Origin of the sequence: Lactiplantibacillus pingfangensis, from assembly GCF_005404945.1 — a bacterium.
Classification (GTDB): Bacteria; Bacillota; Bacilli; order Lactobacillales; family Lactobacillaceae; genus Lactiplantibacillus; species Lactiplantibacillus pingfangensis.
On the sequence record NZ_BJDG01000011.1, the window covers coordinates 68,204 to 94,746 of the forward strand.

Consider the following 26,543-nt stretch of genomic DNA (forward strand, 5'->3'; position numbering starts at 1 on the left):
TGAACTGGCTAACTGGTTCAGGCACTTTTTTTGACGACACGATCAGGGTCAAACAACCTTATTACAGCTTTCGCTTCCGCCAGTTGGGGCTGCCTAGCATTGCACAATAATCCTGACAGAGCACTCACTGCTAGTTTAGTTTAGGCGCAATCATTGCTGATATGGTTGCTGTTCACGACTATTTTTCGCTTTCAACGCTTAAACGCTGATTAATTCAGTTGGCATCTGGTTAATTATTTTGGCTTGCTGGTATGGTTCAAAATAATGCACGTCTCTAGCCCCCGGCAGGCGGAAATCAAGCCACTCGATAATGAATTTAGAGAAAACCGAGAAAGACTTGACACTTACGATCGAAGACTAAACCTTGACGTACGCCGCTATCTAGCCTAACATTTAAAAAAGATAGAAAGTAAAAGAGGTGGCTATTCGATGGAATTTCAAGTCAAACCACGACGTTCGATAATTGTTTATTTGCATTCGATGAAGCAGATTAGACAGTTGAAGCGTTACGGGGTGATTCAATACCAATCACGCCAAGAACATTACGTCATTATTTACATGGATGAAGCACAAGTTCGGCCAACGATGGCCAAACTAAAAAAATTAAATTTTGTTCGCCGAGTCGAGCCGTCTTACCGGCCAGATATTGATATGAACTTTGGTGAACGGGTTGATAAGGGCTTCTTTAAGCCCCAGACTGGCGTGCCAGTTGATGATGAAGATTAAAGTTGGTGACTAAGAGATGCGAATTGTAGCAGGAGATTTTGGTGGTCGGCGGTTAAAAGCCGTTCCTGGTATGCAGACGAGACCGACAACCGATAAAATTAAGGAAGCGTTATTTAATATTATCGGCCCCTATTTTGATGGCGGTCGGTCGTTGGATTTGTTTGCTGGTAGCGGTGGCTTGAGTATTGAAGCAGTTTCACGTGGGGTTGCGCACGCAGTCTTGATTGATCGCCAGTATCAGGCAATCAAAACAATCAAGGATAATGTGGCAGTCACTAAGGCACCAGAGCGCTTTGAGATTATCAAAGGGGACGCCAAACGGGTACTCGACCAATTGGCTTTCAAGAATGAGCAATTTGACTGGGTCTTTTTGGACCCGCCATATGCCAAACAACAAATTGTTAAGGATATCCTTAAATGTGACTCACTGGGATTATTAACGGTTGGTTGTCATATTATTTGTGAAACAGATGCCAACGCAGACTTGCCCGATGAGATTCCTGGCTTCAAGTTGATTCGGCGGCAAAACTACGGCATTACTTATTTAACGATTTACCAAAAAATGACAGCGGAGGCAGAAGCATGACCATTGCAGTCTTTCCAGGTAGTTTTGATCCCGTTACACGGGGGCATTTAGATCTGATTGAGCGGGCCAGCCACTTGTTTGATGAGTTGATTGTCGCGGTCATGACGAATACGAGCAAGCAAGCGCTTTTTTCGAAGACAGAAAAAGTTCAGTTGATTGAAGCCGAAGTAGCGTCATTACCGAATGTCCGCGTGCAAGCGGCTACCGGGTTGACGGTCGATTTTATGGCCGCCCAACACGCGACGGTTTTAGTTCGTGGCCTGCGAAATGAACAGGATTTTGGTTATGAACGGGACATTGCTTGGATGAATCAGTCTTTAAAGCCGACAATTGAAACGGTCTGTTTGTTAGCGCGTCCGCCATATGCTTATTTTTCTTCAAGCTTGATCAAGGAAGTCGCGAAGATGGGGGCGGATGTCAGTGCCTATGTGCCGGATGCCGTTGCTCAGCAGTTGGCGCAGCGCTTAAAGGAACGTGAGTAATGTCGAAAATTAAATCAGTGCTACGACGTTATTGGTGGGCGATTGTTGCGTTAATCGCCGTTTTGGCGTTGTGCTATGTGCCATTGCCGTATTATATCGAAGGCCCTGGCAGCGCCAACAATTTGAAAAGCTTTGTCAAAATCAAAGGTCATGCCGATCGCCGTTCTGGAAAGTTTATGTTAACTTCTGTGATGCTTGCTCCCGCACGGCCGATTACTTGGCTGTATGCCCAAGTTAATCCACATTATTCGGTTGTGAGTGAAGCTGAGGTCAATGGCGGTCAAGATAATGCGACTTATGATAAGGTTCAAAACTTCTATATGAAAAGTGCGATTAATGAAGCGATTGCGACCGCCTATTCAGCCGCACATGCGAGTTATCAGAAGACTTATCGCGGCATTTATGTCTTAGAAGTTCAATCAAAGTCAAAATTTAAGCAAGCCGTTAAAGTTGGCGATACGATTACGAAGGTGGATGGTCATCATTTTACGACTGCCCAAGGTTATCAGAACTATATTGCAAGTCAAGGTGTCGGTCATCAAGTGACGATCACGTATCAGCACAATGGTCAAACGAAACAGGCCAGTGCACCATTGATTAAATTATCGACGAAACGGGCCGGCATTGGTGTCGGGCTGACCGATAATGTGAAAGTCACGACCAAAATTCCGGTCAAGGTGGATCCAGGGGCCATCGGTGGGCCCTCTGCCGGCTTGATGTTTAGTTTGCAAATTTATCAGCAATTAACCAATCAAAATTTGCGAAAAGGGCGTCAGATTGCGGGCACTGGGACAATTAATCCGGATGGGTCTGTCGGCGAAATTGGTGGGATTGATAAGAAAATTATCGCTGCCAAAAACGCTGGTGCCACAATTTTCTTTGCTCCCTATGTCAAGCCAACCAAGGCGTTGCTAGCATTGGAAGAAGATCACCAGACGAATTATCAACTGGCAAAGGCGACGGCTAAAAAATATGCGCCGTCCATGAAAGTGGTCCCAGTAAGTTCATTTAACCAAGCGATAAAATATTTAGCGACACATTAGCAGGTTGTGACAATTGTCACAGCCTTTTTTTGCAATTGAAAAGTGAGTTGCGCCGTCCGCTTGCGTAATTGATCAGTGTTAGGGGGGAGCGTTTAATGGGTAATGAACTGTTAACTTGGGTCAACTCACATCGGTTAATGTCGATTATTCTTGCAAGTGTTGCCATGTTAGGCTTGGGTCTGGTTGTCCTCGTGGCGTTAATGCGCCCACCTGTCACTGCGGCATCAATTGAGACGGCTGCTACGACAACTAGTCAGGCATCACGGACCAGTGTGACGAAGCGTAGTCAGCCCAGCGTACTTAAGGAAAGTGTGAGCGGGCCAATTTATGTTGATGTTAAAGGTGCCGTGAAACAGCCAGGATTGTATCGTGTGACCGCTGCAATGCGGGTGGCGGATGCGATTGAATTAGCGAAAGGGCTATTGCCGCAAGCGGATCAGCGCCAAGTTAATTTAGCGGCTAAAGTTGTCGATCAACAAGTGATTTATGTCCCAGTGAAGGGCGAACAGCTGCCGGCAATCGCTGCCCCAGCTGCGACGAGTCAGCCCGAGACCGCAACGACTGCTGGCGGTACCCCCAAAGCTGGGTCAAAGACGACGGGAGCCAAAGGTAAGATTAATTTGAATACCGCGGATGTGGCGGCATTGCAAAAGCTCGCCGGTGTTGGTCAAAAGAAAGCCGAAAAGATTATTGCTTTTCGAAATGAGCATGGCGGTTTTAAGAGTGTGGCTGAGCTCAAAAAAGTTGGGGGCTTTGGCGATAAGACGCTGGCCAAATTTCAAGATCAGCTGACTGTCTAGTCGTCGGCGCCACAATTTGGTATACTACTGTCATTGAAAGCGAGGCAAAATAATGAAAGATCAACGAATTCCTTGGGATCAGTATTTTATGATGCAGGCGGTCTTACTATCGACACGGAGCACTTGTGAACGGCTATCAGTCGGGGCAACCATTGTGCGTGACAAACGGATTATTGCCGGTGGTTACAACGGCTCAGTCTCTGGCGATGTTCATTGTATTGATGAAGGCTGCTATTTAGTCGATGGTCACTGTGTGCGAACGATTCATGCAGAAATGAATGCCATTTTACAGTGCGCCAAGTTTGGTGCGGCGACGGATGGTGCCGAAATTTATGTGACTGATTTTCCTTGCTTGCAATGCACTAAAATGTTACTGCAAGCTGGAATTACTAAGATTCATTATTTACGTAATTATCACAATGACGCGTATGCCATGTCATTAATTGAGCGGAAACAAGTGGCACTACAACAGGTGGTATTTGACCAGACCGACCTCGATAAATTAGGGTTGGATCAGATTTTATTAAATCGTCAGTAATTGCGCGCGTTATTCTTTGCTGCCATCAGTGGTGGTTTACTGAGTAGTTGGTTAGTGGGAAAACAGTGGCTCGCCGCTATTTTGTTGTTAGTTTGGCTTGCACGGCTAATTTGCTTAAAACATCGTGTTAGCTTAATTTTGAATTTGCTGACGCTTGTGGTACTGGGGAGCTGGCTGAGCTTTCAAAATGCGAGGTTTGCCCAAGTTCAACGTGAACAGCCCCGGACAATTAGCACGATACTGACCGTTCAACCTGATCAGATCAACGTTAATGGTGGACAGTATCAATTGATTGCTGACAGCCCATACGGTCGGTTAATCAGCTATGGCCGGTTGTCCAATGAACCCGAAAAACGTCGGTTAGAGCAGTTGCAACTGCGCACAAAATGGCAAGTCACCGGGGAATTGACGCCCATTCCACCGCCAACTAATCCAGGTCAATTTAATGCGCCTAATTATTATCGTAGTCAGGGCATCCAGCGACAATTGACCCTGAGTACGGTTCGACAAATCCTGCCGGCTCAACGGTCAACTGGCTGGCAATTGGTGGATTGTGTACATCATTGGCGTAAGCAGTTCAGTCAAGCGGCTGAGCGCTTGCCAAAAACCTTGCAGCTTTATGCGACCAGTTTATTGATTGGTTCACGTCCGTCAACCTTTCGGGCGGCGATGAGTGGTGTTCAGCAACTGGGATTATTATATTTGTTCAGTCTGTCGGGCATGCATGTTATTTTGTTAATTGGTTTGTTGCGGTGGGGGTTAATTCGCTGTCACCTTAGCCGACCAGCAATTGATTGCTGGCTATTAGGGCTGCTACCATGCTATTTAATTCTTGGTGGTGGTGCCGATAGTCTTAAACGGGCAGTGGTCACCGTGATGTTGTCCATCGGTTGGCAACTGATTACCGGGAAGGCCCAAAGTGCGCTAGCAGGTTGGAGTGTGGCCTTGTTGCTAGGAATCTGGCAAAATCCGCTAGTCTTGATGCAATTAGGTGGGCAGCTCAGCTATGGCTTGGCCTTACTGTTGATTTTATTGCCGGCCATGCCAGCATGGCGGTTGGCAATTTGGATTCAATTACTGAGTTTACCGGTCATCCTGTTAGCCACCTCACAGTGGCACTTGTTGACGATTATGGCGAGCTTACTCGTTGCACCGATTTTTACGTGGGTTTTATTACCACTGACCTTAATTGGCGCTAGTCTCGGGTTTGTCTCCACCGCGATAGCGACATGGTGCGACTGGGGACTGTCACTTTTTCAAACCGGTATTAATTGGGTTGGCACACTGCCGGGGTTATTGACGATTGGTCAGCCGCCAGCTTGGCTAGGCTGGTTGATTGGTTTAATGACACTTTGGTTATTGCGTCGTCCGACTAAGCGGTTAGCGGTCAAGTTAGCGTTAGTTTACGCTGGCATGATCATCAGCCTCCACTGGCCATGGCAAGGAGCAATCCAATTTATTGATATTGGTCAAGGCGATTCAATTTTAATTCGCCAACCTTTTAATCGGTCGGTCAGTTTGATTGATACCGGGGGACGGTTGCAATTTCCACGCCCGGGCTGGCAGCAAGGGACAACACCACGGGCACGAGTTGAGACAATCACGCTGCCACTATTACATCAGCTAGGAATTGCAAAGATTGATACGATTTATTTATCACACAAAGATGTTGATCACATGGGCGATCTTGGAAGATTATTACAGTTAATCAAGGTGCGACAAATCGTGGTTCCAGCAGGAATGGCAGCATTACCGAAGTTTCAACACTTATTGCGGCCTGCGATTGGTAAACCGGTCGTTCGTGAAGCACTGGCTGGCCAACGCTTTGCGGATGGCTTAATGGCGGTCCATCCATTTAAGCCAGGCAAAGCTGAAAATGAAGATTCGTTGGTCCTAACGGGTCGATTTGGTGGGCAACGCTTTATGTTTACCGGTGATTTGGACCGTGCGGGTGAGCGCGCAATCGTGACGCGCTATCCGACCCTAAAGGTGGATGTGTTAAAATTAGGACATCATGGTAGCAAGACGGCGTCCGATCCAGAAGCTTTGCAACAATTGGGTGTTCAACGTGGTATCTTGTCCGTTGGTCGCCATAATCGTTATGGTCATCCGAATGCTGAAACGCTCACGACGTTGCGAACACAACACATCCAGACGTATTCGACAGCCTTACAAGGTATGATTACGTATCAATTTGGTGGTGGGCAGTCCGGTCATTGGACAACTTATTTGAAGGAAGGTAATTTTTATCAACGTACAGCAGGCCATTAAGGCAATCAAAGCACGAAATTTGGCTTCAATTTACGTTGTTTTGGGCACGGTGGACTATTTGGCCGATCAACTTAAGCAACAGTTGATCCAAGTGATTCCGAGTGAAGAACGGACGATGAATGTCGGCAGTTATGATATGGAAACGACGCCGGTCGCGGTGGCGTTGGACGATGCGATGTCGGCACCTTTCTTTGGTGAACGGCGCTTAGTCTTTATCAATCATCCTTATTTTTTGACGGGCGAGCACCAGAAAAATAAAATTGATCATGATTTAGACGCTTTGCAAACTTATTTTGATCAACCCGAACCAGCAACGATTTTAGTCTTGATGGCACCTTATGAAAAATTAGATGCCCGAAAAAAATTAGTTAAATCGTTAAAAAAACAGGCCACGATCGTAGAAGTGAATCAGGTTTCTGAACGAGAGACCCAAGCCTATGTTCAACAAGCCTTACAGGCAAAAAAGATCACGATTGAGCCGGCAGCTTTTCAAGAACTACTGAATCGAACGGATGGCCAACTCGGGTTAATTATGGCCCAATTGCCTAAATTGATGATTTACGCGGCACAGTCGCAGCAAATTGACCTCGCCGCAGTCAACGCGTTGGTGACCAAATCGTTAACGCAAAATGTTTTTGACTTGGTCAATGATGTGTTGAGATATCAAACGCAAGCGGCAGTTGAGCTTTATCACGAGTTAGTAGCGGCGCAAGAGGCACCGCTGAAAATCAATGCCATTTTGTTAGGCCAATTCCGGTTATTATTGCAAGTGAAAATTTTAGAACGGGCTGGCTACAGTCAGGGGAGTTTGGCAAGCACACTTAAGGTTCATCCGTACCGAGTCAAGCTGGCCATGCAAGTTGTCCGGCAATTTAATCAAGAAACGTTGCGGGCGGCTTATTTGGGATTGCTACAGACTGAAGTGCAAATGAAGACTACCCAACGTGATCCGGAATTGTTATTTGAATTGTTTATGGTTCAATTTGTCAATGAGCGCAAAGCAGTCGGCAGTCGTGCTTAGTTTTTAGGGCGACGGTCGGACGACAATATCGTGAGTTGACTAATCTGAAAATAACAGGACGACCGCTTGAAAAACACGGTCGTCCTGTTTGCAGTTGCCAGCAGTAATTATGGAAGCAACAAAAAAACTCCTAAGCGAATGCTTGGGAGTTGGAAGTGCTTGTTACTTAGCGTAACGTGCAGCCATACGTGACTTGTCACGAGAAGCCTTATTGCGTTTGATAAGCCCTTTAGAAGCTGCTTTGTCAACAGCACTAACGGCTGCTAAGTATAAATCATCGACGTTGTCAGCGCCGGCAGTTTTAGCAGTTTCGAATTTTTTAACAGCAGTCCGCATCGCACTCATTTGAGTGGTGTTACGAGCATTTGCTTTATTGTTTGTTTTCACGCGTTCAATAGCGGATTTGATAATTGGCATCAGATTCACCTCCATCATTTTTTCAACAAATGCTATTATACATAAGCCCCGGCCTGATTGCAACTGTTATGTGTAAAGTAATTTGACTTGATATGTTCTAAGGCTTGCTTTTCGACCGCGTCTTTGCTAGACTATATCAAGTGTTCAGCAACCCTTTACTTAGTTTATCGCGCACCACCAGCGACTTACTCAGTTTGGGGCAATTATTCGAAAGGTGGTTGATACACATGGCAATTTCACGCGAAAAAAAGACGGAACTTATTAACAAATATGGCCGTCACGAAGGCGATACTGGTTCAGTTGAGGTTCAAGTTGCAGTTTTGACTGAAGACATCAACGAATTAAACGAACATTTACGTGTTCACAAGAAAGACTTCCACTCACAACGTGGGTTGATGAAGAAGATTGGTCATCGTCGTAACTTATTAGCATACTTGCGTAAGGAAGATGTTAACCGTTACCGTGATTTGATCCAAAATCTTGGTCTTCGTCGTTAATAATGATTTTCAGAAGAACTACCTTCGGGTGGCTCTTTTTTTGTAAATTTTTTTAAAGCAGCGTTACACAAACGATACAAAAAATTGACCATAGGCAAACGGTTGTTCGCTATACTGTAAAACAAAAGCAGTTAGTGAAGGAGCATGTGTTGATCGTGGTAATCAATTTACGGCGTAATTTTAAAATTCTATGGTTTGGTAGTTTAATTACGGAGTTGGGCAATGCAATGACCTTGCCATTTATTGTGTTGTATATTCAAACTTTAGGCGAATTTACGACGCCGCAGCTCAATGGGTTAGCGGCCGCGGCATTCGCAATTACATATGTGAGTAAGGCCCTCGTTTCGCCGCTCTGGGGACGCTTGGCTGATTTGAAAGGGTGTGTCTGCGCGCATCCGGCGTGATGACCCTGACGATCATTGGCGTTGGTCTGGCGCCAAATGTGACAGTCTTGTTAGGCTTGCGCGCATTACAAGGGGCTTTTTCAGGGTATATTAATAATGCTAATGCCTTAGTCTCACTCACGACGCCGGTGGCAATGCGTGGTCAGCAATTGAGCAAACTCATTACCGGGAGCATCACTGGAACTTTGTTAGGACCGCTACTTGGCGGCCTGTTAGCGACTAGTGTTGGCTATCGAGGCGCGTTTTTCGTGACCGGATTATTAATGGGACTAGTTTTTGGGTTAACTTGGTGGGGTGTGACTGAAGCGGTAACTCCCGTTGAGCGTGAAGCGTTGCCGCCGCTGTGGCCAGTACTACGCCAAATTGGGCTGCCGTTTTTGCTTGCCTTGTTTTCATCGTTGCTGGTCATTCAAGCGACGACGAATGCAATTACGCCGATTTTGAGCTTGTTTGTGGGCCAACTCGTTACTGAACACAGTCAAATTGTCTTGATGACCGGGTTAGTGGCGGCAGCACCGGGATTTGCGACCATTTTAATGGCGAATCGTGTCGGTCGCTGGTTGGATCAGATAGGTGCAACACGCTGCTTAATCATTTTCTTGAGTTTAGCCATTGTGAATCTGGTGTTGACGAGTTTTGTGGTTGAAATTTGGCAATTGGGTCTCTTGCGGTTTATCTTGGGAATTGCTGATGCTGCTTTGCTACCAGCGATTCAAGTATTAACCATTGAGCACGTGCCAAGGGCAGCTTTTGGTCGCGTCTTTAGTCTAAATCAATCCGCCCAATCGACCGGCAATGTGGTTGGGCCACTGTTGGCCGCCGCGATTGCGAATCACTGGGGCTATCAACCGATCTTTTTAGTGACGGCTTGTTTGGAGGCCATAGTTCTCGGACTTTGGGTGAGTTATTTTAGGTTGCAACGGCGCCGCTGATCGCGGGTTACCGTGTTGAATGGCCAAGCTATTGCTTTAGTTTAAAATGTGGTAAACTGAAGAGAGTTATTTATTCGGCTCAAGTATGAAAATACTTGTAAAAATTTTATAAATAAGGAGTTTTAATTCATGAACTTTAACAATGTTGACTTAATGACTGCAATGGTGACACCTTTTAATGATCAACAGCAAGTCGATGATGAACGTTTAAAGAGCCTGATTGAGCATTTATTGGTACATGGGACACAAGGCTTACTTGTTGGTGGTACGACGGGTGAGGCGCCCACACTAACCGAGACGGAAAAGTTGGCGTTACTCAGCAAAGCAGCTGAAATTGTTGCCGGCCGGGTCCCAATTATTGCCGGAACTGGTTCTAACAGCACCGCGGCGACAATTGCGTTTACGCAAAAGGCGAGTCAAATTAAGGGTATTGATGCTGCCTTAGTCGTAGTTCCTTACTACAATAAGCCAGATCAAGCCGGTATGTTGGCGCACTTTACCGCGGTTGCTGATCAGGGTGGCTTACCCGTGATTATTTATAATATTCCTGGGCGGGTCATTGTTAAGATGGCTGTCGATACCGTCTTGGATTTGGCTCAGAATCCGAACATCATCGGCATTAAACAATGTACTTCGATGGAAGAATATGGCGCAATTGTTGAAAATGCGCCGGCTGATTTTCTCGTGTACACCGGTGAGGATTCACAGAGCTTAGCTGCTAAAGAAATTGGTGGTGCTGGGGTCATTTCTGTTGCTAGTCACATTTATGGCGATGAGATGACAGCGATGTTTCAAGCAGTTGCCAAAGGTGAAATTGCCAAGGCGGCTAAATACCAACGTGATTTAACGCCTAAAATGGCGGCACTGTTTAGTGCGCCTTCGCCATCACCAGTTAAAGCAGCATTAAATCATTTGGGGCAACTGGTTGGCGATCCACGGTTACCAATCTTACCTTTGAATGATGCACAACAAACTAAATTGTATGCCACTCTTAATATTAAATGAATCAAGGTGAAATAATTGAGTTCTAAAGTTCAAATTACCCCGATTGGTGGGGTCCGTGAAAACGGTAAAAATATGTACGCAGTCGAAGTCGATGGGGACATCTATATTTTAGATTGCGGGTTGAAGTATCCGGAAAATGAGTTATTGGGAATTGATATCGTCATTCCAGATTTCAGTTATTTGCGAGAAAATGCTGAACGCATTGTTGGCGTCTTTTTGACGCATGGTCATGCCGACGCGATTGGTGCCTTACCATACTTTTTAAACGAATTTAATGTGCCAGTATTTGGTTCCGAATTGACGATTGAATTAGCAAAAATTCAATTACAAAAAGATCCGAAAGCCAAAGACTTTACTGATTTTCATATTGTAGATGAAAAGACCGAAATTGATTTTGGCAATGTCACTGCTTCGTTTTTCCGCACAACGCATTCAATCCCAGATTCCATGGGAATTGTTTTGCAGACGGATGCTGGGCAGATTGTCTATACGGGTGATTTCAAGTTTGATCCGACGGCGACAGCTGGCTATCAAACTGATTTTGCCCGCTTGGCCGAAATTGGTTCTAAGGGTGTGCTGGCGCTTTTAAGCGATTCCGCTAACTCGGAGAATTTTGACCAACCTGTCAGTGAACATGAAATTGCCTCGTATGTTTTAGAAACCTTCAAGTATCATAATGGGCGGATCATCGTTGCTTCCGTTGCGTCGAATATTTTGCGAATTCAACAAGTTTTGGATGCCGCAGCTAAGTCCGGTCGTAAGGTTGCCCTAATGCCCGGTGACGTTGAAAGTATTATTAACACGGCACTGAAATTGAAAAAGTTGCGGATGCCAGATGATGTCGTCGTTCCATTGGCCTCAATTGAAAAACTCGATCCTTCCCAAGTCGTTATTTTGCAAACGGGGCGGATGGGTGAACCAATCAAGGCATTACAACGGATGTCAAATAAGCAAGAAGGCAAAGTGAATATTGAAGCTGGTGATCTCGTGTTTATCACAACCACGCCATCCCACTCAATGGAAACGGTTGTCGCCAAAACGCGTGATATGATTTATCGTGCGGGGGCGGATGTGAAAGCCATCGCGGATGAAATGAATTCTTCGGGACATGCGACTAAACGTGACCTACAGTTGATGATGAATCTGATGAAACCGAAATACTTCATGCCAATTCAAGGCGAGTATCGGTTATTGGAATCACACGCTGAGTTTGCTAAAGAAGTCGGTATTCCAGCGGATCATATCTTTATCACGGCCAAGGGTGATCAATATGTCTATGACGGTGATGACATGCACCTCGCAGGTTCGGTCGAAATTGGCGATACGATGATTGACGGAATCGGTGTCGGTGACATTGGTAATATTGTGTTACGAGATCGGAAAATTTTATCTGAAGACGGTATTTTTGTGGCTGTTGTCACAATTGACCGTAAGAAGAAAAAAATTATTTCAACACCTAAGATCACTTCTCGTGGGTTTGTTTATGTTAAAACCAGCAAAGATTTGATGCAGGAGAGTGCGGAATTAGTTAAGGAGACCGTCCAATCGAATTTAGATAACAAGGAATTCGATTGGGGGCACTTGAAACAAGCTGTGCGTGAAAAGTTGAACCACTATTTGTGGGATCAAACTAAGCGTCATCCAGTGATTCTGCCAGTGATCATGGAAGTTAATCAGCATCATCGGCGCCATACCAAGAAGACGAAGTCGGATTCAACTGAAACCGAAGATGAAGCTTAAATTTGCGTTAAAAAGTCGGGATATCCCCGACTTTTTTTGTCACACACGCGACAGGAGATGAGTTTGTGCAAACGACCGATCAATTAATTGCAGCCGGTCAAACGGCGGCGGCCAACGGCGAGTGGTCAACGGCAGCGAGTGCATTTGAAGCAGCGTACCAACAGACTCAAAATTATGATTTGAATTTACAGTTGGTGACCGCGCTTTGTGAGACTCAGAATTTTCAGCAGGCGAGTTCGCTCGCCTTAGAATACGAGTCCCGCTATCTTGCCACTGATGAGACGGCGAGTCGCCTGATTAGTTGCCTTTGTCAGAGTCAGCAATTTATTCAAGCACGGTTATCCGCACAGCTGCGAGCACAGACCGCCCCAGAGTGGCTTGAAGCCACTAAGCGGCAGATTTTAAGTGCGGAGCAGGATGCCGAGACGACCATGGCACAAACGTTAACGGCCACGATGAAACAGTTCTATCATCTTTCAGAATTACCAGTTCCGGCACAGATTTCACGATTGGCCGCCGCGAAACACCTGACTTATGCCAAATATTTAATTGCCGCCAAATTCTTGCTCGTCGATCCATTTTTACATCAACTCTCAAGAGTAGAGGTGTTGTACACCTTAAAGGGACTCGCTGTGGCTGACAAGGTGAGTGTCGTCTGGTTTGATCAGAAGCAGCGCAGCGTGATTCCCGCACAATTGCCAGTCATGGGGACAGATCGCGTGAGTCAAGCGACACAGCAGGAGCTACAGCGACGTTTGGCACAGCAAGATGTCAGTCTGTATGAAAGTTTACAAGGCTTGCTGTCATTACAATTAATGTATTTATATCCGGATCCTGAAAAAATTGTGACAAACAGTCAAAAATGGGTCGAACTGCTGATTGCTAGTCAAACGGGAACACTTTCCCCAAATTTAACTGTTTCCGCGCAAAAAATGCTGGATTGCCAACAAAAAATTCAAGAATTGAATCTTGAATTGGCCGAATAATTGAAAGCAATAAGGTTTTTCTTACAAAAATTCAATTTTTTGAATAATATCTGTTTACAAACCAGAGCCTACTATATATAATGTTTAAGGATTCCTAGTGATGGGTGCGCAATTTGGCCTTTTCATTAGGATGTAGTATAATATTAACTAAAGAATTGTCGGGACATTAGTTGGACTGACATTATTCTTGCGAAAATCACAGGAGGTTTCATTTAATGGCAAAAGCACATTATGAAAGAACAAAACCCCATGTAAACATTGGTACTATCGGCCACGTTGACCATGGGAAGACTACTTTGACAGCTGCAATCACAAAGGTATTATCTGAAAAGGGCTTAGCAGAAGCTCAAGATTTTGCCTCAATTGATGCCGCTCCCGAAGAACGTGAACGTGGTATTACTATCAACACCGCGCACGTTGAATACGAAACAGAAAAGCGTCACTATGCGCATATCGATGCCCCAGGACATGCTGATTACGTTAAAAACATGATCACTGGTGCCGCTCAAATGGATGGTGCCATCTTAGTTGTTGCTGCAACCGATGGTCCTATGCCACAAACGCGTGAACACATCCTCTTGGCTCGCCAAGTTGGTGTTGACTACATCGTTGTTTTCTTAAACAAGACTGATCTTGTTGATGATGACGAATTAGTTGACTTGGTTGAAATGGAAGTACGTGAATTACTTTCAGAATACGATTTCCCTGGTGACGATATTCCTGTTATCCGTGGTTCAGCTTTGAAAGCTCTCGAAGGCGATCCAGAACAAGAAAAGGTTATCTTACACTTAATGGATGTTGTTGATGAATATATCCCAACACCAGTTCGTGATACTGAAAAGCCTTTCTTAATGCCTGTTGAAGATGTCTTCTCAATCACTGGTCGTGGGACTGTTGCATCTGGTCGTATCGATCGTGGGACTGTTAAAGTCGGTGACGAAGTTGAAATCGTTGGTTTGCATGACGAACCATTGAAGTCAACTGTTACTGGTCTTGAAATGTTCCGTAAGACCCTTGACTTAGGTGAAGCCGGCGATAACGTTGGTGCTTTGTTACGTGGTGTTAACCGCGAACAAGTCGTACGTGGTCAAGTGCTTGCTAAGCCAGGTTCGATCAAGACCCATAAGAACTTTAAGGGTGAAGTTTATATCTTAACTAAAGAAGAAGGTGGCCGTCATACGCCATTCTTCTCAAACTATCGTCCTCAATTCTACTTCCATACTACCGATGTTACTGGTGTTATCGAATTGCCAGATGGCGTTGAAATGGTTATGCCTGGAGACAACGTTACATTTACAGTTGAATTAATTTCCCCTGTTGCTGTTGAAAAGGGAACTAAGTTTACTGTTCGTGAAGGTGGCCATACTGTTGGTGCCGGTGTTGTTTCTGAAATTGATGACTAATCTCTAGTTGATTTTCATTGATTCATTTGAGAGACCTGGAAGATTTCTTCCGGGTCTCTTTTTTTAAGAAAACTCATCATAAAACGCCAGATTACGCGTTTTTTTAACTGATTCGGTTTACTTTATGGAGTTGATAGGTTAAACTTAACCAGTATGCAATTGACTAGAATTGTAGAAAAACTAAATGTTTCGGAGGGAATACAATGGCTGCAAAGTGGGAAAAGAAAGAAGGCAACCAAGGCGAATTAACATTCGAAATTGGTGCTGACAAGATCAAAGAAGGAATCGATAAGGCCTTCCAAAATACAAAGAAGAACTTAAACGTCCCTGGTTTCCGTAAGGGTAAGGTTCCTCGTCAAATCTTCAATCAAATGTATGGTGAAGAAGCACTCTATCAAGATGCTTTGAACATCGTGCTCCCAGAAGCATATGAACAAGCGATTAAAGATACTGAAATTGAACCCGTTGACCAACCTAAAATCGATGTTGATAGCATGGAAAAGGGCAAGCCTTGGGTCTTAAAAGCGGTTGTAACTGTTCAACCAGATGTAAAATTAGGCGACTACAAAGAACTTAGTGTTACCCGTCAAAACACGCGGGTCTACGCTAAGGATGTTGATGCCGAATTGGAATCACGTCGTGAAAAGCAAGCTGAATTGGTCTTAAAAGAAGACGAAGCAGCTGCTAAGGGCGACACAGTTGTGATTGACTTCAAAGGTTTTGTTGATGGCAAACCATTTGAAGGCGGCGAATCTGAAAACTATTCTCTTGAATTAGGCTCAGATTCATTCATCCCTGGCTTTGAAGACCAATTAGTTGGTGTTAAAGCTGGTGACGAAAAAGAAGTTAAAGTAACCTTCCCAAAGGATTATCAAGCAGAAGATTTGCAAGATAAGGAAGCAACTTTCCAAGTTACTGTTCATGAAGTTAAAACTAAGGAACTCCCTGAATTAGACGACGAATTTGCCAAGGACGTTGACGAAGATGTTGACACTCTTGAAGAATTAAAAGCTAAAATCAAGGATGAACTTAAAGAAACTAAGGAATCTGCTGCCCATGATGCCATTGAAGATGAAGCTTTAAATCAAGCTGTTGACAATGCCGAAATCGAAGCAATTCCTGATGCAATGAAGGAAGACGATATTCATCGTCAAATGGATCAATACTTGGCAAACATGCAACAACAAGGTATCGATCCTAAGACTTACTACAAGTTAACTGGTACTACTGAAGATGACTTGCACAAGCAATTTGCTGCCGAAGCTGAACGTCGTGTTAAGACTAACTTGGTCTTAGAAGCGGTTGTTGAAGCTGAAAACATCAAACCTTCAAAAGATGAAATTGATGCTGAAGTTAAAGACTTAGCTGGTCAATATAACATGGAAGAAAGCGCTGTTCGCGGTGCTTTAACTGACGATATGTTGTCACATGATATTGCGATTCGCCAGGCTGTCGACTTGATTGCTGATTCAGCCAAGCAAACTGCCAAAGCTGACGACAAAAAAGAAGACAAGGAAGACTAAATTATTAGTCGACTGACGAAAGGCCTTGAGGGTAATCCTTGAGGCCTTTCATTTGTCTAAAATAGTTGGTAAGTTCATAGACAAATCATTTCTAGTTTTTGTGGACACATGTTATAGTATTGAACGTAGATGACAAGGCCTTAGGTGGTTTTAGGCCCAATTTTCTGTTATGATTAGTCCATGTAAATACATCGATGAGGTGAGAATGAATGTTTGAAAATACCGAGACAAACGGCCCAGTTAACTGCTCATTTTGTGGAAAGTCACAAGATCAAGTTAAAAAAATTGTCGCCGGCCCCGGCGTGTATATCTGTAATGAATGTATCGATTTATGTAAAGAAATTATCGATGAAGAGTTCAGCGAAGAACAATCACATGAATTAACAGATATTCCAACACCAAAGGAAATTGTTGACGAATTAGACCAATACGTTATCGGTCAAAATGAAGCAAAACGGACACTTTCTGTAGCGGTTTATAATCACTACAAGCGTGTTAAGGCCATGGAAGACAGTGATAAAGATTCTGATGGTCCTGAATTACAAAAGAGTAACATTAGTTTAGTTGGTCCAACTGGGTCAGGTAAAACTTTCTTAGCACAAAGTTTAGCACGTATTTTGGACGTGCCATTTGCGATTGCTGATGCAACGACGCTAACCGAAGCTGGTTACGTTGGTGAAGACGTGGAAAACATCTTATTGAAGCTCTTGCAAAACGCCGACTATGATGTCGAACGTGCTGAAAAGGGTATTATCTATATTGATGAAATTGATAAGATTGCCAAGAAGAGCGAAAACGTCTCGATTACGCGTGATGTTTCCGGTGAAGGGGTTCAACAAGCACTCCTGAAGATCTTGGAAGGCACTATCGCCAATGTGCCACCTCAGGGCGGTCGTAAGCACCCACAACAAGAATTCATTCAGATTGATACCACTAATATCTTATTTATCGTTGGTGGCGCTTTTGACGGCATTGAAGAGATCGTTAAGCGCCGTTTGGGTGATAAGACAATTGGTTTTGGCAATGATACCGATGGCAAAAATGCAATTTTGGATGACACGAAGAGTATCATGCAACAAGTTGTGCCAGAAGACTTGCTACAATTTGGTCTAATTCCTGAATTCATCGGACGGTTACCAATTTTGACGGCCTTAGAACGTTTAACTGAAGATGATTTGGTTCGGATTTTAACAGAACCAAAGAATGCCTTAGTTAAACAGTATCAACGTTTAATTGCCCTTGATGGTGCTGAACTTGATTTTGAAGATGACGCCTTACGAGCGATTGCGCGTGAAGCATTGGCACGTAACACTGGTGCCCGTGGCTTGCGGTCAATTATCGAAGACACGATGCGTGACATCATGTTTGATATTCCGAGTCGTAAAGATGTTAAAAAGGTTATTATCAATCAAGCGACAGTTGAAGATCATACCGAACCTGAATTAGTTTTGGCAGATCAAAAGGCCTCATAAAAAACTTAAAATTTAATTGAGTGTTATTTCAAGACCGTGATGGGCGTTGCTTATCGCGGTCTTGACTGCTATCAACGTTATTTTTAGTCGCTAGAACTAGATCAATCGTTGCGTAAAATTGTGTTAGAATGAGTAAAGACTATTTGGTAGAGGAGTTATTTTCGATGGAAGTGCATAACGTAGAACTGGTCATGAGTGCCGTGGCGACCAGCCAATATCCAACCACCGGTTATCCGGAAGTCGCGTTGTCCGGTCGTTCGAATGTTGGTAAGTCGTCTTTGATTAATGTGTTGATCAACCGCAATAGCTATGCGCGGACGTCAAGTCAACCCGGAAAAACGCAAACGTTAAATTTTTATCAGGTTGAAGACCAGTTATATTTTGTTGACGTGCCAGGATATGGTTACGCCAAAGTTTCAAAAAAGGATCGTGAAAAATTTGGTCAAATGATCGAAACTTATTTGACGAATCGGAGTACCTTGCGTGGGGTGATTATTTTAGTCGACGCCCGCCATGCCCCGACGAAGGATGATGTCACGATGTATGAGTGGATGCATTATTATAAAATGCCATTATTGGTTGTCGCGACTAAGAGTGATAAAATTGCGCGCGGTAAGTGGAACAAGCAAGAAAGTTTAATCAAGAAAACGTTGAACTTTCAAGCCGGCGATGATTTTATTCCGTTTTCAGCGAAAACTAAGGCTGGCAAAGATGACATTTGGGCCTGGATCGAAGCACATACAGTAGGGGGCAAGTAATCGTGGAATTTAATGACTATCAATCTTTAGCGAATCGAACGCTTTATGGCAATGAACAAGTTTTGACTAACTTATCATTAGGCTTGGCTTCTGAAACTGGGCAGGTCGTGGATTTGGTGAAAAAGTATACTTTTCATGGCGAAAGCTTGAACAAGGATCAATTGACGAAACAAATGGGTGATGTCCTTTGGTACTTGTCACAAGTTGCCGAATGGGCAGATATTCCATTTGATGAAGTTGCCAAACAAAATATTACGAAATTAAATCAAAAATATCCTAATGGTAAAGCCCGTAAATAACGCGGCGAGACCCAAAAACCGTCATCAACTCAAGGTGACGGTTTTTTTGTGGTCAGTTTTTGACCACTTAGCAGTCATTTCCGACGGCTTACCGTCAATTATCGGACAAAAACTGACAACTTGGTTAATTAATTAGAAGGCGTGAGCGCTTAATGATAATCAGTTCTTGAAAGCACGATAATTGCATTTCCGAGTCGGCTAGCGTATATTTAAGCTTGTAGAAGAGTTGTACACAACTTAATTAGGATCACTGAAAGGGTGTTGACTGATGAAGATTAATATTAAAGATGACGCACAAGCTTATTTAGCTAATAAGATCCCAGCCGGTAGTCGGGTGATTTTGACGACGGATGATGGGTCGAACAAGTATTCTAGCTTGGGTGGCAGTTGTGCCATTGGCAATAAATTTCAGCTGGTCATTTTGGCGGCTGCCGATCCGGCCTATACGATTCCGTTAGAAAATAACGCGGGTTATGACATGGCCACCGCGCCAGCTGATCAAGATTTTCTTGGCAATGGCCTGAACATCGCCCGTTGGCATAGTGGTTTAGCACTAAAAGACGATAGTGGCATGCTTGACGGGGCATTATCAGTTGTTGACTGGCGGGATGTTAGTCCTGAAACTGAAGCTGAATTACGTGAAAAAATGGCCACAATTGGCACTAAAATTTGTTAATGAATGATAAAATCACGCTACCCAATCAGATGGGCAGCGTGATTTTTTTGACTATTTTTTAGCGTCTTTGGCTTTAGGTTGATCTGTTTTGCGCTTGGCATGTTCGTCGATGGTTTCTTGAATCGCTTTGGTGCTCAGCTTATCCTTATCATCAGGACCAATCGCAAATTTATCAAATAATTTATCTAAGTTATCTTGGCGTTGGACTTTTAAGCTCATGCAATCATTCCTTTCAATTGTGTCTTATCATAGCAAATTTTGCCGCATTTGTCAGTTATTCGTCTTTTATGCAGCTTAAAAGCGAATCAAACTGCATAAAAGGCCTATTTATGCATAAAATAAAGAAATTATCGAAAATACTTGCATAAATAATCATTTGAGTTTATACTTTGTTCTTGTAAAAAGAAAACAAGGAGATCGCTTATGAAGAAAAAATATGGGTTGCTGCTAGCCATGCTAGTTGCGTTGTTCATGTTGGTAGTACCGATGAGTACCCAACATGCACAAGCTGCGACGGATGACTCACTAGAAAAGATTCAGAAAAAGGGTGTCTTGGTGATGGGGACTTCACCAGATTACCCACCGTATGAATTCCAAGCTACGGTCAACGGCAAGAGTGCTGTTGTTGGGATGGACGTCCAAATTGGGAAAAAGGTTGCGAAGGATTTAGGCGTTAAGCTGAAAATCAAATCAATGTCCTTTGACTCATTGCTCGTTGCGTTACAGACGGGTAAGGTCGATATGATCATTTCTGGGATGAACCCAACACCAGCTCGTCGTAAGAATGTTGATTTTACGCATACTTATTATCAAGGCGGTTATGACATTGTCATTAACAAGACCGACGCTGGTAAGTATAAGAATAAGGATTCATTCGCTGGCGGTACACTGGGAGCACAAACTGGGACAACCCAATATAATGCTTCAAAAAGCCAAACGAAAAAAACGGCGGTTAAAGGGATGACGTCACAATCTGATTTGATTTTGGCCTTACAAAGCCACAAATTAGATGGGGTTGCGATGGAAAAGCCATCTGCCGAGGCCTATGTTTCAAACAATAAGCAATTAGTTGCCATTCCATCTGACTTTAACATGAGCGCTTCAGCGACGAGTTCAGCGATTGCCTTTCGGAAAGGCTCGACGAGTTTAGTCAATAAAGTCAATGTGACTGTCGATCAAATCAAAAAGGATAACCTAGTTAAAAAGGATTATCTCCCAACTGCCGGCAAGTATTTGAAGACCAATACTGTCAATACTTCGATGGGGCATTATTGGAAAGCATTCTTAACCGGGATTGAATATACGTTAATTATTACCGTTTGTTCCGTCTTCTTTGGCTTCATTATTGGGATTATCTTAGCCTTAGCGCGGATGGCGAAAGGTGGCGTCCTTAAAACGGCGCTTCGTTGGTTAGCAACGGCCTATGTTGAATTTATTCGTGGAACGCCAATGATGGTTCAAGTGATGTTCGTGTACTTTGGTTTAGGGCTCTTTGTTAACTTACCCGCATTAACTTCTGGGATTATTGCCATTTCCTTGAACTCTGGCGCCTATGTTGCTGAATACATTCGTGGTGGGATTAATTCTGTCGATGATGGTCAAACCGAAGCGGCACGTAGCTTAGGGATGTCTAATGGTAAGACGATGCGTTACGTTGTTTTGCCACAAGCCTTGAAGAATATCTGGCCATCATTGGGTAATGAATTTATTACCTTGATTAAGGATAGTTCAATCGTGTCGATTATCGGGGTCACCGAATTAATTTATCAAAGCAATATTGTTCGTTCTGACACCTATCGTGGGGTGGCACCAATCGTTGTCATCATGGTCTTATACTTCATTTTGACCTTCACCGCTTCACGGATTTTGAACTACTTCGAAAGGAAGATGCAACATGACTAAACCAGTAATCGAAGTTGAAGCCTTAGCAAAAAGTTTTGGCGACAACCAAGTTTTAAAAGATATTACCGAAAAGGTTGATCCGGGCCAAGTAATTGTTGTCATCGGACCTTCCGGTGGTGGTAAAAGTACCTTCTTACGTTGCTTGAACTTGTTGGAAACACCGACAAGTGGCAAGGTGGCGTTTGAAGGCCAAGACTTGACGACGTTGGATACTAAGAGTGTTAATTCCTTACGTGAAAAAATGGGAATGGTGTTCCAAGGGTTTAATTTATTCCCCAATATGACCGTTTTGGAAAATATCAAATTAGCGCCGATGAAAGTTAAAGGGACCGATGACGCCGCTGCCACGAAACGGGCTCACGAATTATTAGAACGCGTTGGTCTGGATGATCACGCGGATGCTTTCCCAAGTAGCTTGTCCGGTGGTCAAGCACAACGGGTGGCGATTGCGCGCGCGTTAGCGATGGATCCCAAAGTGATGTTGTTCGATGAACCAACTTCTGCTTTGGATCCTGAAATGGTCGGTGAAGTTTTGAATGTTATGCAAGAATTGGCTAAAGAAGGCATGACGATGGTGGTAGTTACCCATGAAATGGGCTTTGCCAAGTCTGTTGGTGACCGGATCTGGTTCATGGCCGATGGCTATATTCAAGAAAATAACACGCCTGAAAACTTCTTTGCTCATCCGGAAACGGAACGGGCTAAAGACTTCTTATCTAAAATTTTAATGTAATCAGACTGGCCGGGCGCATTTTCCCGGCCTTTTTTGTGTTGTGGGCGAATTGCTTGTCGCAACCAGGTGACGGCGGTATACTAATAACGCTGTATTAAAGTAAGGAGGGGTTAGATGGCCTCGGCTCACATTGAACATAAACTCTCGCTATTACCAGACTTACCTGGCTGTTATTTGATGAAAAATCTTAACAGTCAGATTATTTACGTCGGCAAAGCGAAAAATTTAAAAAATCGGGTGCGGTCATACTTCAAGAGTAGCCACACCGGGAAAACGGCGCGTTTAGTTTCAGAAATCAGGGATTTTGAATTTATCGTCACCTCGACCGATAAGGAAGCATTCTTACTTGAAATCACTTTGATTCAAAAGCATCAGCCGTATTTCAATATTAAATTAAAAAAAGGCACCGGTTATCCGTACATTAAAATTACGAACGAACGTGATCCTCAAATTTTGATTGTGAGTGATGTTCGTAAAGATGGTGGCTATTACTTTGGCCCTTATCCGAACGTGTATGCGGCACAAGAAACTGTCAATTTTATTCAAAAAGTGTATCCATTGCGGCGCTGTAACGGTTTCCAAAAACGACCATGCTTGTATTACCATATGGGGCAGTGTTTGGGGGCTTGTTTCAAGACAGTCCCGGTGGCCGAATATGACGCGCAGATTAAGCGAATTAAATCCTTTTTGAATGGTCATGTGGAAACGGTTAAGAAGCAATTGACGCATCGAATGGCCACTGCTGCCGCGGATTTAGAATTTGAACGGGCGGCCGAGTTACGCGATCAATTGACTTATATTGAAATGACCGTTGAAAAACAAAAAATTATTTCAAACGATAACACGCCTCGTGATTTATTTAATTTTTATTTGGATAAAGGTTGGTTGTCAATTCAAGTCTTCTTTATTCGCCAGGCACGTTTAATGAAGCGTGAGAAGCGCTTATTCCCAATCGTGTCGACCGCCCCGGAAGAAATGACTAGTTTTATTTTGCAGTTTTATAATCGTAAAAATAACGTTTTGCCGCGGGAAGTCTTGGTGCCAGATGGGATGGACAAGGAAGTCCTAAGTGACATTCTTGGCATTCCGGTGCGCACGCCGCAACGCGGTCAAAAACGTGATCTACTTGATCTAGCGGAAAAAAATGCACGGATTGTGTTGGAAGAAAAGTTCCGCTTACTTGAGATGGATGAACGTAAAACGACCGGTGCGATGAAGGAAATTACCGACGCACTGGGCCTACCACCGGGTCATAAAATTGAAGCGTTTGACCATTCGCATATCCAAGGGTCGGATCTCGTTTCAGCCATGGTGGTCTTTACAGATGGCCAACCAAATAAGAAACTTTATCGAAAATATAAATTGCGAACCGTGGATCATGCGGATGAAGCTGCTTCGACCCGTGAAGTTATTCGGCGTCGCTACACACGGCTGCTCAAAGAGCACACCGCCTTGCCTGACCTGATTTTAATGGATGGTGGGGACATTCAACTGGATGCGGCCAAAGATGTCTTAGAAAACGAATTAGGGATTGCCACACCAGTCGCGGCAATGGTCAAAAACGATCATCATAAGACCGCCGATTTACTCGCCTCGGCAGGTGATGCCCATTTGAATTTGGATCCGAAGAGTCAGGGCTTCTACTTGTTACAACGGATTCAAGATGAGGTTCATCGCTTTGCGATCACGTTCCATCGACAAGTGCATACGAAGCATTCGCTGAGTTCACGCTTAGACGAGATTCCAGGGGTCGGGCCCAAGACGCGGAATAAATTATTACGCAAATTTGGGTCAATGACTAAAATTGCTGGGGCGCCGATTGAAGAGATTCAAAAATTAGGGATCTCTAAACCGGTTGCCCAAACCGTCAAGTTTTCATTAGCGGGCGGTGGCGTCACACCAAAACATTATCAAAAAGGGGCCACATAAAAAGTGAGTCCTGTGATAAAAGCTACCACTTCCGGTTGGGACTGATAACATGCGGTCGTGGGACCGGGCCAAGCCAGGAACGTCTTGGCCCTCGCCCGGAACCCTTGCCAAAATCGCAAGTGTCCCGGACCGTCCGTGGCGTAGCGTCGGCAAAACCGGCCGATGCAACGCCACCGTCACGACCGATGTGATCAGTCCCAACCTTCAGCTATTAAGTTTAGCGGAGACAGAAACGTTGTGCTGTGTCGGTAAGATTAGTCGCCCAATCTTATGGGGTAATTTCAAAGACGGAGGTTATCGGCTTTGAAACGAAGTCTTAAACCGTCTTTAGTTAGCAAACAGCCGTCTGTCTGTCTCACTTTCAACAAGTCTGTGGTAGCTGTCAGATTTGAGATGCTTATCTTTCTAAAACAAAAACCAAACAACGCCGACACGATTAGATGTGTCGGCGTTGTTTGGTATAAGACTAACAGTTGAGAAATGAAATTTGTGAGTAAGTCTCATCGAGCACTATAGGGATTAATTAACATCTGTCTCAATTTTCAGCTATCAAGCTTAGCGGAGATAGGCAGAAACGTTGTGCCGTGTCGGTAAGATGGGCCGGCGTTTTCGGCCGCCTAATCTTACGGGGCGATTCAAAGACGTGGGTTATCAGCTTTGAATTGAAGTTCCAGACCGTCCTTTGGCTGGGACTGTCCCACCATGGCACAACGTTTCTGACTGACGGAGCGGTCACCGCGAGTTTAGTTTAGGAGCGACTGTTGCTGATATAGTCCCGTTTATTTTTGCAGCCTTTAGTGTTTTTGACGCACTAGCGAACCTGACCTGACCATTGTAAGTTACCATGCAAGTCTTTGGTGCGCAAAATAAATTCTTTCAGGCCAATGCTGTCGGGCATCCGATTCCAAGCGTCAACCGCAGCGGTTTGCTTGACTGAGGTCCCACGAAACATGGCAATATTGGCTTCACCCATACCAGTTGCCAAGGTTTTAATCTTCTTCGAGGAATAGTGCGTCTCGTCACGGTCTTCATAAAGCGAGCTCAACGCAGCATTGTATCCCGAGGCATACAGGACATCGTGATCATATTTTTGAAAGGCTTTGGCAGCCTTGGTGCCTTGATGTTGTTGGATATAGTGGCTAACATTGAGTGGCGTTGCATGATACTGCGCGGCACCGGTATCTTGATTGATGACTAAGGTGCCATAGTAGTGTTCGCCTAAAATTAGTGCACCACTGGCAATATCAGTCAGTTCTTGACCGTTAACAGTTTTATGTTTAATACTTTGCGCATGAATATGGCCGCTCAACGCGAGTTTAATGTTGGCCTTGCTAAAGACTTGACGAACTTGATCTGCATAACCGATTGTATACCCCTGATTGATCATGGTATGATTCATCAAATTATGGTGCAAAACCGGTATAAGCGTTGCGTGTTGTTTTTTCGCTTCACGTCCGATCTTGGCAACCCAATCCAAGGTGCCGTCAGGTAAGCCACCGGCCACCGTTGAACTACCTTGTTGATAATTACTTTTATAAATAGCTGAGTTCAACATTAAGAACCAAGTCTTTTTGCTTGGTTTCACAAGATAGCTCAGAGAATTGCTATCGTGTGAAACGGCTTCGTTGTACCCAGCATCGGCATAGATTTGCTTGAATTGCGCCGCATCAGTGGCGTCGACCTCATGTTGTTTCTTGCCTTTGAATCCCCGAGTCAGCGGGTTATTCAAATCATGATTGCCCGGAACGACGTACACGTGAATTCGTTTAGCGGTCAATCGTCGCAGTTGTTTCGCAACGTACTCGTGACTCGCTTTTTCACCATTATTGGTGATGTCACCACTAATAATGACGACATCCGGTTTAGTTGCGAGCGCTTTGGCGATAAATGCCTTAAAGATGGTGGCACTGTATTTCAAATCAGCACCGGCATCATTGCCAGCGTAGGTGTCAAAGGCCTGCCCGTTGTCGTGCAGGCTTGGTGCAATCACGTGATCATCACTAATGACCATGGCGGTGAGTTGGTGCCCGTTGACGGCAGGCAGGGCCTTAGCGGTGTTGCGATGACATCCGGTTAATAGGAGGGTGCTGCCCAGTAAAAGCGTTAAAGCCAGCGCCCGTAGCTGAAGTTTCAAAAAAATCGTCTCGTTTCAATAAATAAATTAATAAACTTATTATACCCGTATCTTTGCAGGGTTGGATAGTTTTTTGTCCAAACTTGGGAACAAAAAAAGTTCTAACGGCGCGGCTCCGTGTCAAGTAGACAATCAAATAATTAAAATTGTTAAGCAATTTTCTTGAGGGCATGATTCCGGTATTCAACCGGGGTCATGCCCTTTAAGGTTGGCTGGCGGCGTGAATGGTTATACCAATCCATGAAATCGCCAACCATCGTTGTGAT

At 44.2% G+C, this 26,543-nt stretch carries 25 protein-coding genes and 1 pseudogene; 22 read left to right on the forward strand and 4 right to left on the reverse strand.

What is annotated here, in order from left to right; genetic code table 11:
* The first annotated feature begins 429 nt into the window (after positions 1 to 429).
* From FFM74_RS06775 to holA, 8 genes are all read left to right on the forward strand, one after another.
* Positions 430 to 726 carry a YlbG family protein gene (locus FFM74_RS06775; protein ID WP_137625873.1) on the forward strand — a complete coding sequence of 99 codons (297 nt, stop codon included), beginning with the start codon at positions 430 to 432 and terminating at the stop codon, positions 724 to 726.
* 16 nt (positions 727 to 742) lie between these two features.
* Positions 743 to 1,312: a 16S rRNA (guanine(966)-N(2))-methyltransferase RsmD gene (gene rsmD, locus FFM74_RS06780; protein WP_137625874.1), complete on the forward strand. Its 570-nt coding sequence runs from the start codon at positions 743 to 745 to the stop codon at positions 1,310 to 1,312.
* Positions 1,309 to 1,794: a pantetheine-phosphate adenylyltransferase gene (coaD, locus tag FFM74_RS06785; RefSeq protein WP_137625875.1), complete on the forward strand. Its 486-nt coding sequence runs from the start codon at positions 1,309 to 1,311 to the stop codon at positions 1,792 to 1,794. Before rsmD ends, coaD begins: the two co-directional genes overlap by 4 nt.
* Positions 1,794 to 2,837 carry a SepM family pheromone-processing serine protease gene (locus FFM74_RS06790; protein WP_137625876.1) on the forward strand — a complete coding sequence of 348 codons (1,044 nt, stop codon included), beginning with the start codon at positions 1,794 to 1,796 and terminating at the stop codon, positions 2,835 to 2,837. Before coaD ends, FFM74_RS06790 begins: the two co-directional genes overlap by 1 nt.
* A gap of 95 nt (positions 2,838 to 2,932) precedes the next feature.
* Complete coding sequence (locus tag FFM74_RS06795; protein WP_137625877.1) at positions 2,933 to 3,637, forward strand: helix-hairpin-helix domain-containing protein; 705 nt, start codon at positions 2,933 to 2,935, stop codon at positions 3,635 to 3,637.
* A 52-nt stretch (positions 3,638 to 3,689) separates the two neighbouring features.
* Positions 3,690 to 4,175 (forward strand): ComE operon protein 2, encoded by a 486-nt coding sequence (locus FFM74_RS06800; RefSeq protein ID WP_137625878.1) that lies wholly within the window; start codon positions 3,690 to 3,692, stop codon positions 4,173 to 4,175.
* Positions 4,176 to 4,229: 54 nt separating this feature from the next.
* Positions 4,230 to 6,446 (forward strand): DNA internalization-related competence protein ComEC/Rec2, encoded by a 2,217-nt coding sequence (locus FFM74_RS06805; protein ID WP_223877186.1) that lies wholly within the window; start codon positions 4,230 to 4,232, stop codon positions 6,444 to 6,446.
* Entirely contained in the window at positions 6,424 to 7,467 is a 1,044-nt protein-coding gene (gene holA / locus FFM74_RS06810) for a DNA polymerase III subunit delta (protein WP_171000672.1), read from the forward strand. Before FFM74_RS06805 ends, holA begins: the two co-directional genes overlap by 23 nt.
* A 162-nt stretch (positions 7,468 to 7,629) precedes the next feature.
* Here the strand turns inward: holA and rpsT are convergent, their stop codons facing one another.
* Positions 7,630 to 7,884, reverse strand: coding sequence for a 30S ribosomal protein S20 (gene rpsT / locus FFM74_RS06815; protein WP_137625881.1), 255 nt, complete (start codon positions 7,882 to 7,884; stop codon positions 7,630 to 7,632).
* A 227-nt stretch (positions 7,885 to 8,111) separates the two neighbouring features.
* Between rpsT and rpsO the strand changes: the two genes are divergently transcribed.
* From rpsO to FFM74_RS06870, 11 genes and pseudogenes are all read left to right on the forward strand, one after another.
* Entirely contained in the window at positions 8,112 to 8,381 is a 270-nt protein-coding gene (rpsO, locus tag FFM74_RS06820) for a 30S ribosomal protein S15 (RefSeq protein ID WP_137625882.1), read from the forward strand.
* Positions 8,382 to 8,530: 149 nt separating this feature from the next.
* Positions 8,531 to 9,717, forward strand: a pseudogene (locus FFM74_RS06825) (MFS transporter).
* Between the two features lie 129 nt (positions 9,718 to 9,846).
* Positions 9,847 to 10,722 carry a 4-hydroxy-tetrahydrodipicolinate synthase gene (gene dapA / locus FFM74_RS06830; RefSeq protein ID WP_137625883.1) on the forward strand — a complete coding sequence of 292 codons (876 nt, stop codon included), beginning with the start codon at positions 9,847 to 9,849 and terminating at the stop codon, positions 10,720 to 10,722.
* A gap of 15 nt (positions 10,723 to 10,737) precedes the next feature.
* Positions 10,738 to 12,462, forward strand: a complete 1,725-nt coding sequence (locus FFM74_RS06835) for a ribonuclease J (RefSeq protein ID WP_137625884.1) — start codon at positions 10,738 to 10,740, stop codon at positions 12,460 to 12,462.
* Positions 12,463 to 12,527: 65 nt separating this feature from the next.
* Positions 12,528 to 13,448: a hypothetical protein gene (locus tag FFM74_RS06840; protein WP_137625885.1), complete on the forward strand. Its 921-nt coding sequence runs from the start codon at positions 12,528 to 12,530 to the stop codon at positions 13,446 to 13,448.
* Positions 13,449 to 13,663: 215 nt separating this feature from the next.
* Complete coding sequence (gene tuf / locus FFM74_RS06845) at positions 13,664 to 14,851, forward strand: elongation factor Tu (RefSeq protein ID WP_137625886.1); 1,188 nt, start codon at positions 13,664 to 13,666, stop codon at positions 14,849 to 14,851.
* A gap of 203 nt (positions 14,852 to 15,054) precedes the next feature.
* On the forward strand, positions 15,055 to 16,374 hold the full coding sequence (tig, locus tag FFM74_RS06850) for a trigger factor (protein WP_137625887.1): 1,320 nt from the start codon (positions 15,055 to 15,057) through the stop codon (positions 16,372 to 16,374).
* A 209-nt stretch (positions 16,375 to 16,583) separates the two neighbouring features.
* Positions 16,584 to 17,846: an ATP-dependent Clp protease ATP-binding subunit ClpX gene (gene clpX / locus FFM74_RS06855; RefSeq protein ID WP_137625888.1), complete on the forward strand. Its 1,263-nt coding sequence runs from the start codon at positions 16,584 to 16,586 to the stop codon at positions 17,844 to 17,846.
* A gap of 164 nt (positions 17,847 to 18,010) precedes the next feature.
* On the forward strand, positions 18,011 to 18,604 hold the full coding sequence (yihA, locus tag FFM74_RS06860; protein WP_137625889.1) for a ribosome biogenesis GTP-binding protein YihA/YsxC: 594 nt from the start codon (positions 18,011 to 18,013) through the stop codon (positions 18,602 to 18,604).
* A gap of 2 nt (positions 18,605 to 18,606) precedes the next feature.
* On the forward strand, positions 18,607 to 18,903 hold the full coding sequence (locus tag FFM74_RS06865) for a nucleoside triphosphate pyrophosphohydrolase family protein (RefSeq protein ID WP_137625890.1): 297 nt from the start codon (positions 18,607 to 18,609) through the stop codon (positions 18,901 to 18,903).
* Positions 18,904 to 19,171: 268 nt separating this feature from the next.
* Positions 19,172 to 19,579, forward strand: a complete 408-nt coding sequence (locus FFM74_RS06870) for an iron-sulfur cluster biosynthesis family protein (RefSeq protein ID WP_137625891.1) — start codon at positions 19,172 to 19,174, stop codon at positions 19,577 to 19,579.
* 51 nt (positions 19,580 to 19,630) lie between these two features.
* On the opposite strand, the gene FFM74_RS06875 is transcribed toward FFM74_RS06870, so the two are convergent.
* The gene (locus FFM74_RS06875) at positions 19,631 to 19,798 is read right to left on the reverse strand and encodes an SPJ_0845 family protein (protein ID WP_137625892.1); all 168 of its coding nucleotides are present in this window, start codon (positions 19,796 to 19,798) and stop codon (positions 19,631 to 19,633) included.
* Between the two features lie 204 nt (positions 19,799 to 20,002).
* Between FFM74_RS06875 and FFM74_RS06880 the strand changes: the two genes are divergently transcribed.
* From FFM74_RS06880 to uvrC, 3 genes are all read left to right on the forward strand, one after another.
* Positions 20,003 to 21,481, forward strand: a complete 1,479-nt coding sequence (locus FFM74_RS06880; RefSeq protein WP_137625893.1) for an ABC transporter substrate-binding protein/permease — start codon at positions 20,003 to 20,005, stop codon at positions 21,479 to 21,481.
* Positions 21,474 to 22,214, forward strand: coding sequence for an amino acid ABC transporter ATP-binding protein (locus FFM74_RS06885; protein ID WP_137625894.1), 741 nt, complete (start codon positions 21,474 to 21,476; stop codon positions 22,212 to 22,214). Before FFM74_RS06880 ends, FFM74_RS06885 begins: the two co-directional genes overlap by 8 nt.
* Before the next feature lie 114 nt (positions 22,215 to 22,328).
* Positions 22,329 to 24,143 carry an excinuclease ABC subunit UvrC gene (uvrC, locus tag FFM74_RS06890; protein WP_137625895.1) on the forward strand — a complete coding sequence of 605 codons (1,815 nt, stop codon included), beginning with the start codon at positions 22,329 to 22,331 and terminating at the stop codon, positions 24,141 to 24,143.
* A gap of 811 nt (positions 24,144 to 24,954) precedes the next feature.
* Here uvrC and FFM74_RS06895 read toward each other — a convergent pair.
* Positions 24,955 to 26,277 (reverse strand): metallophosphoesterase family protein, encoded by a 1,323-nt coding sequence (locus FFM74_RS06895; RefSeq protein ID WP_137625896.1) that lies wholly within the window; start codon positions 26,275 to 26,277, stop codon positions 24,955 to 24,957.
* A gap of 149 nt (positions 26,278 to 26,426) precedes the next feature.
* The gene (locus tag FFM74_RS06900) at positions 26,427 to 26,534 is read right to left on the reverse strand and encodes an IS3 family transposase (protein ID WP_223877190.1); all 108 of its coding nucleotides are present in this window, start codon (positions 26,532 to 26,534) and stop codon (positions 26,427 to 26,429) included.
* Between the last annotated feature and the right edge of the window lie 9 nt (positions 26,535 to 26,543).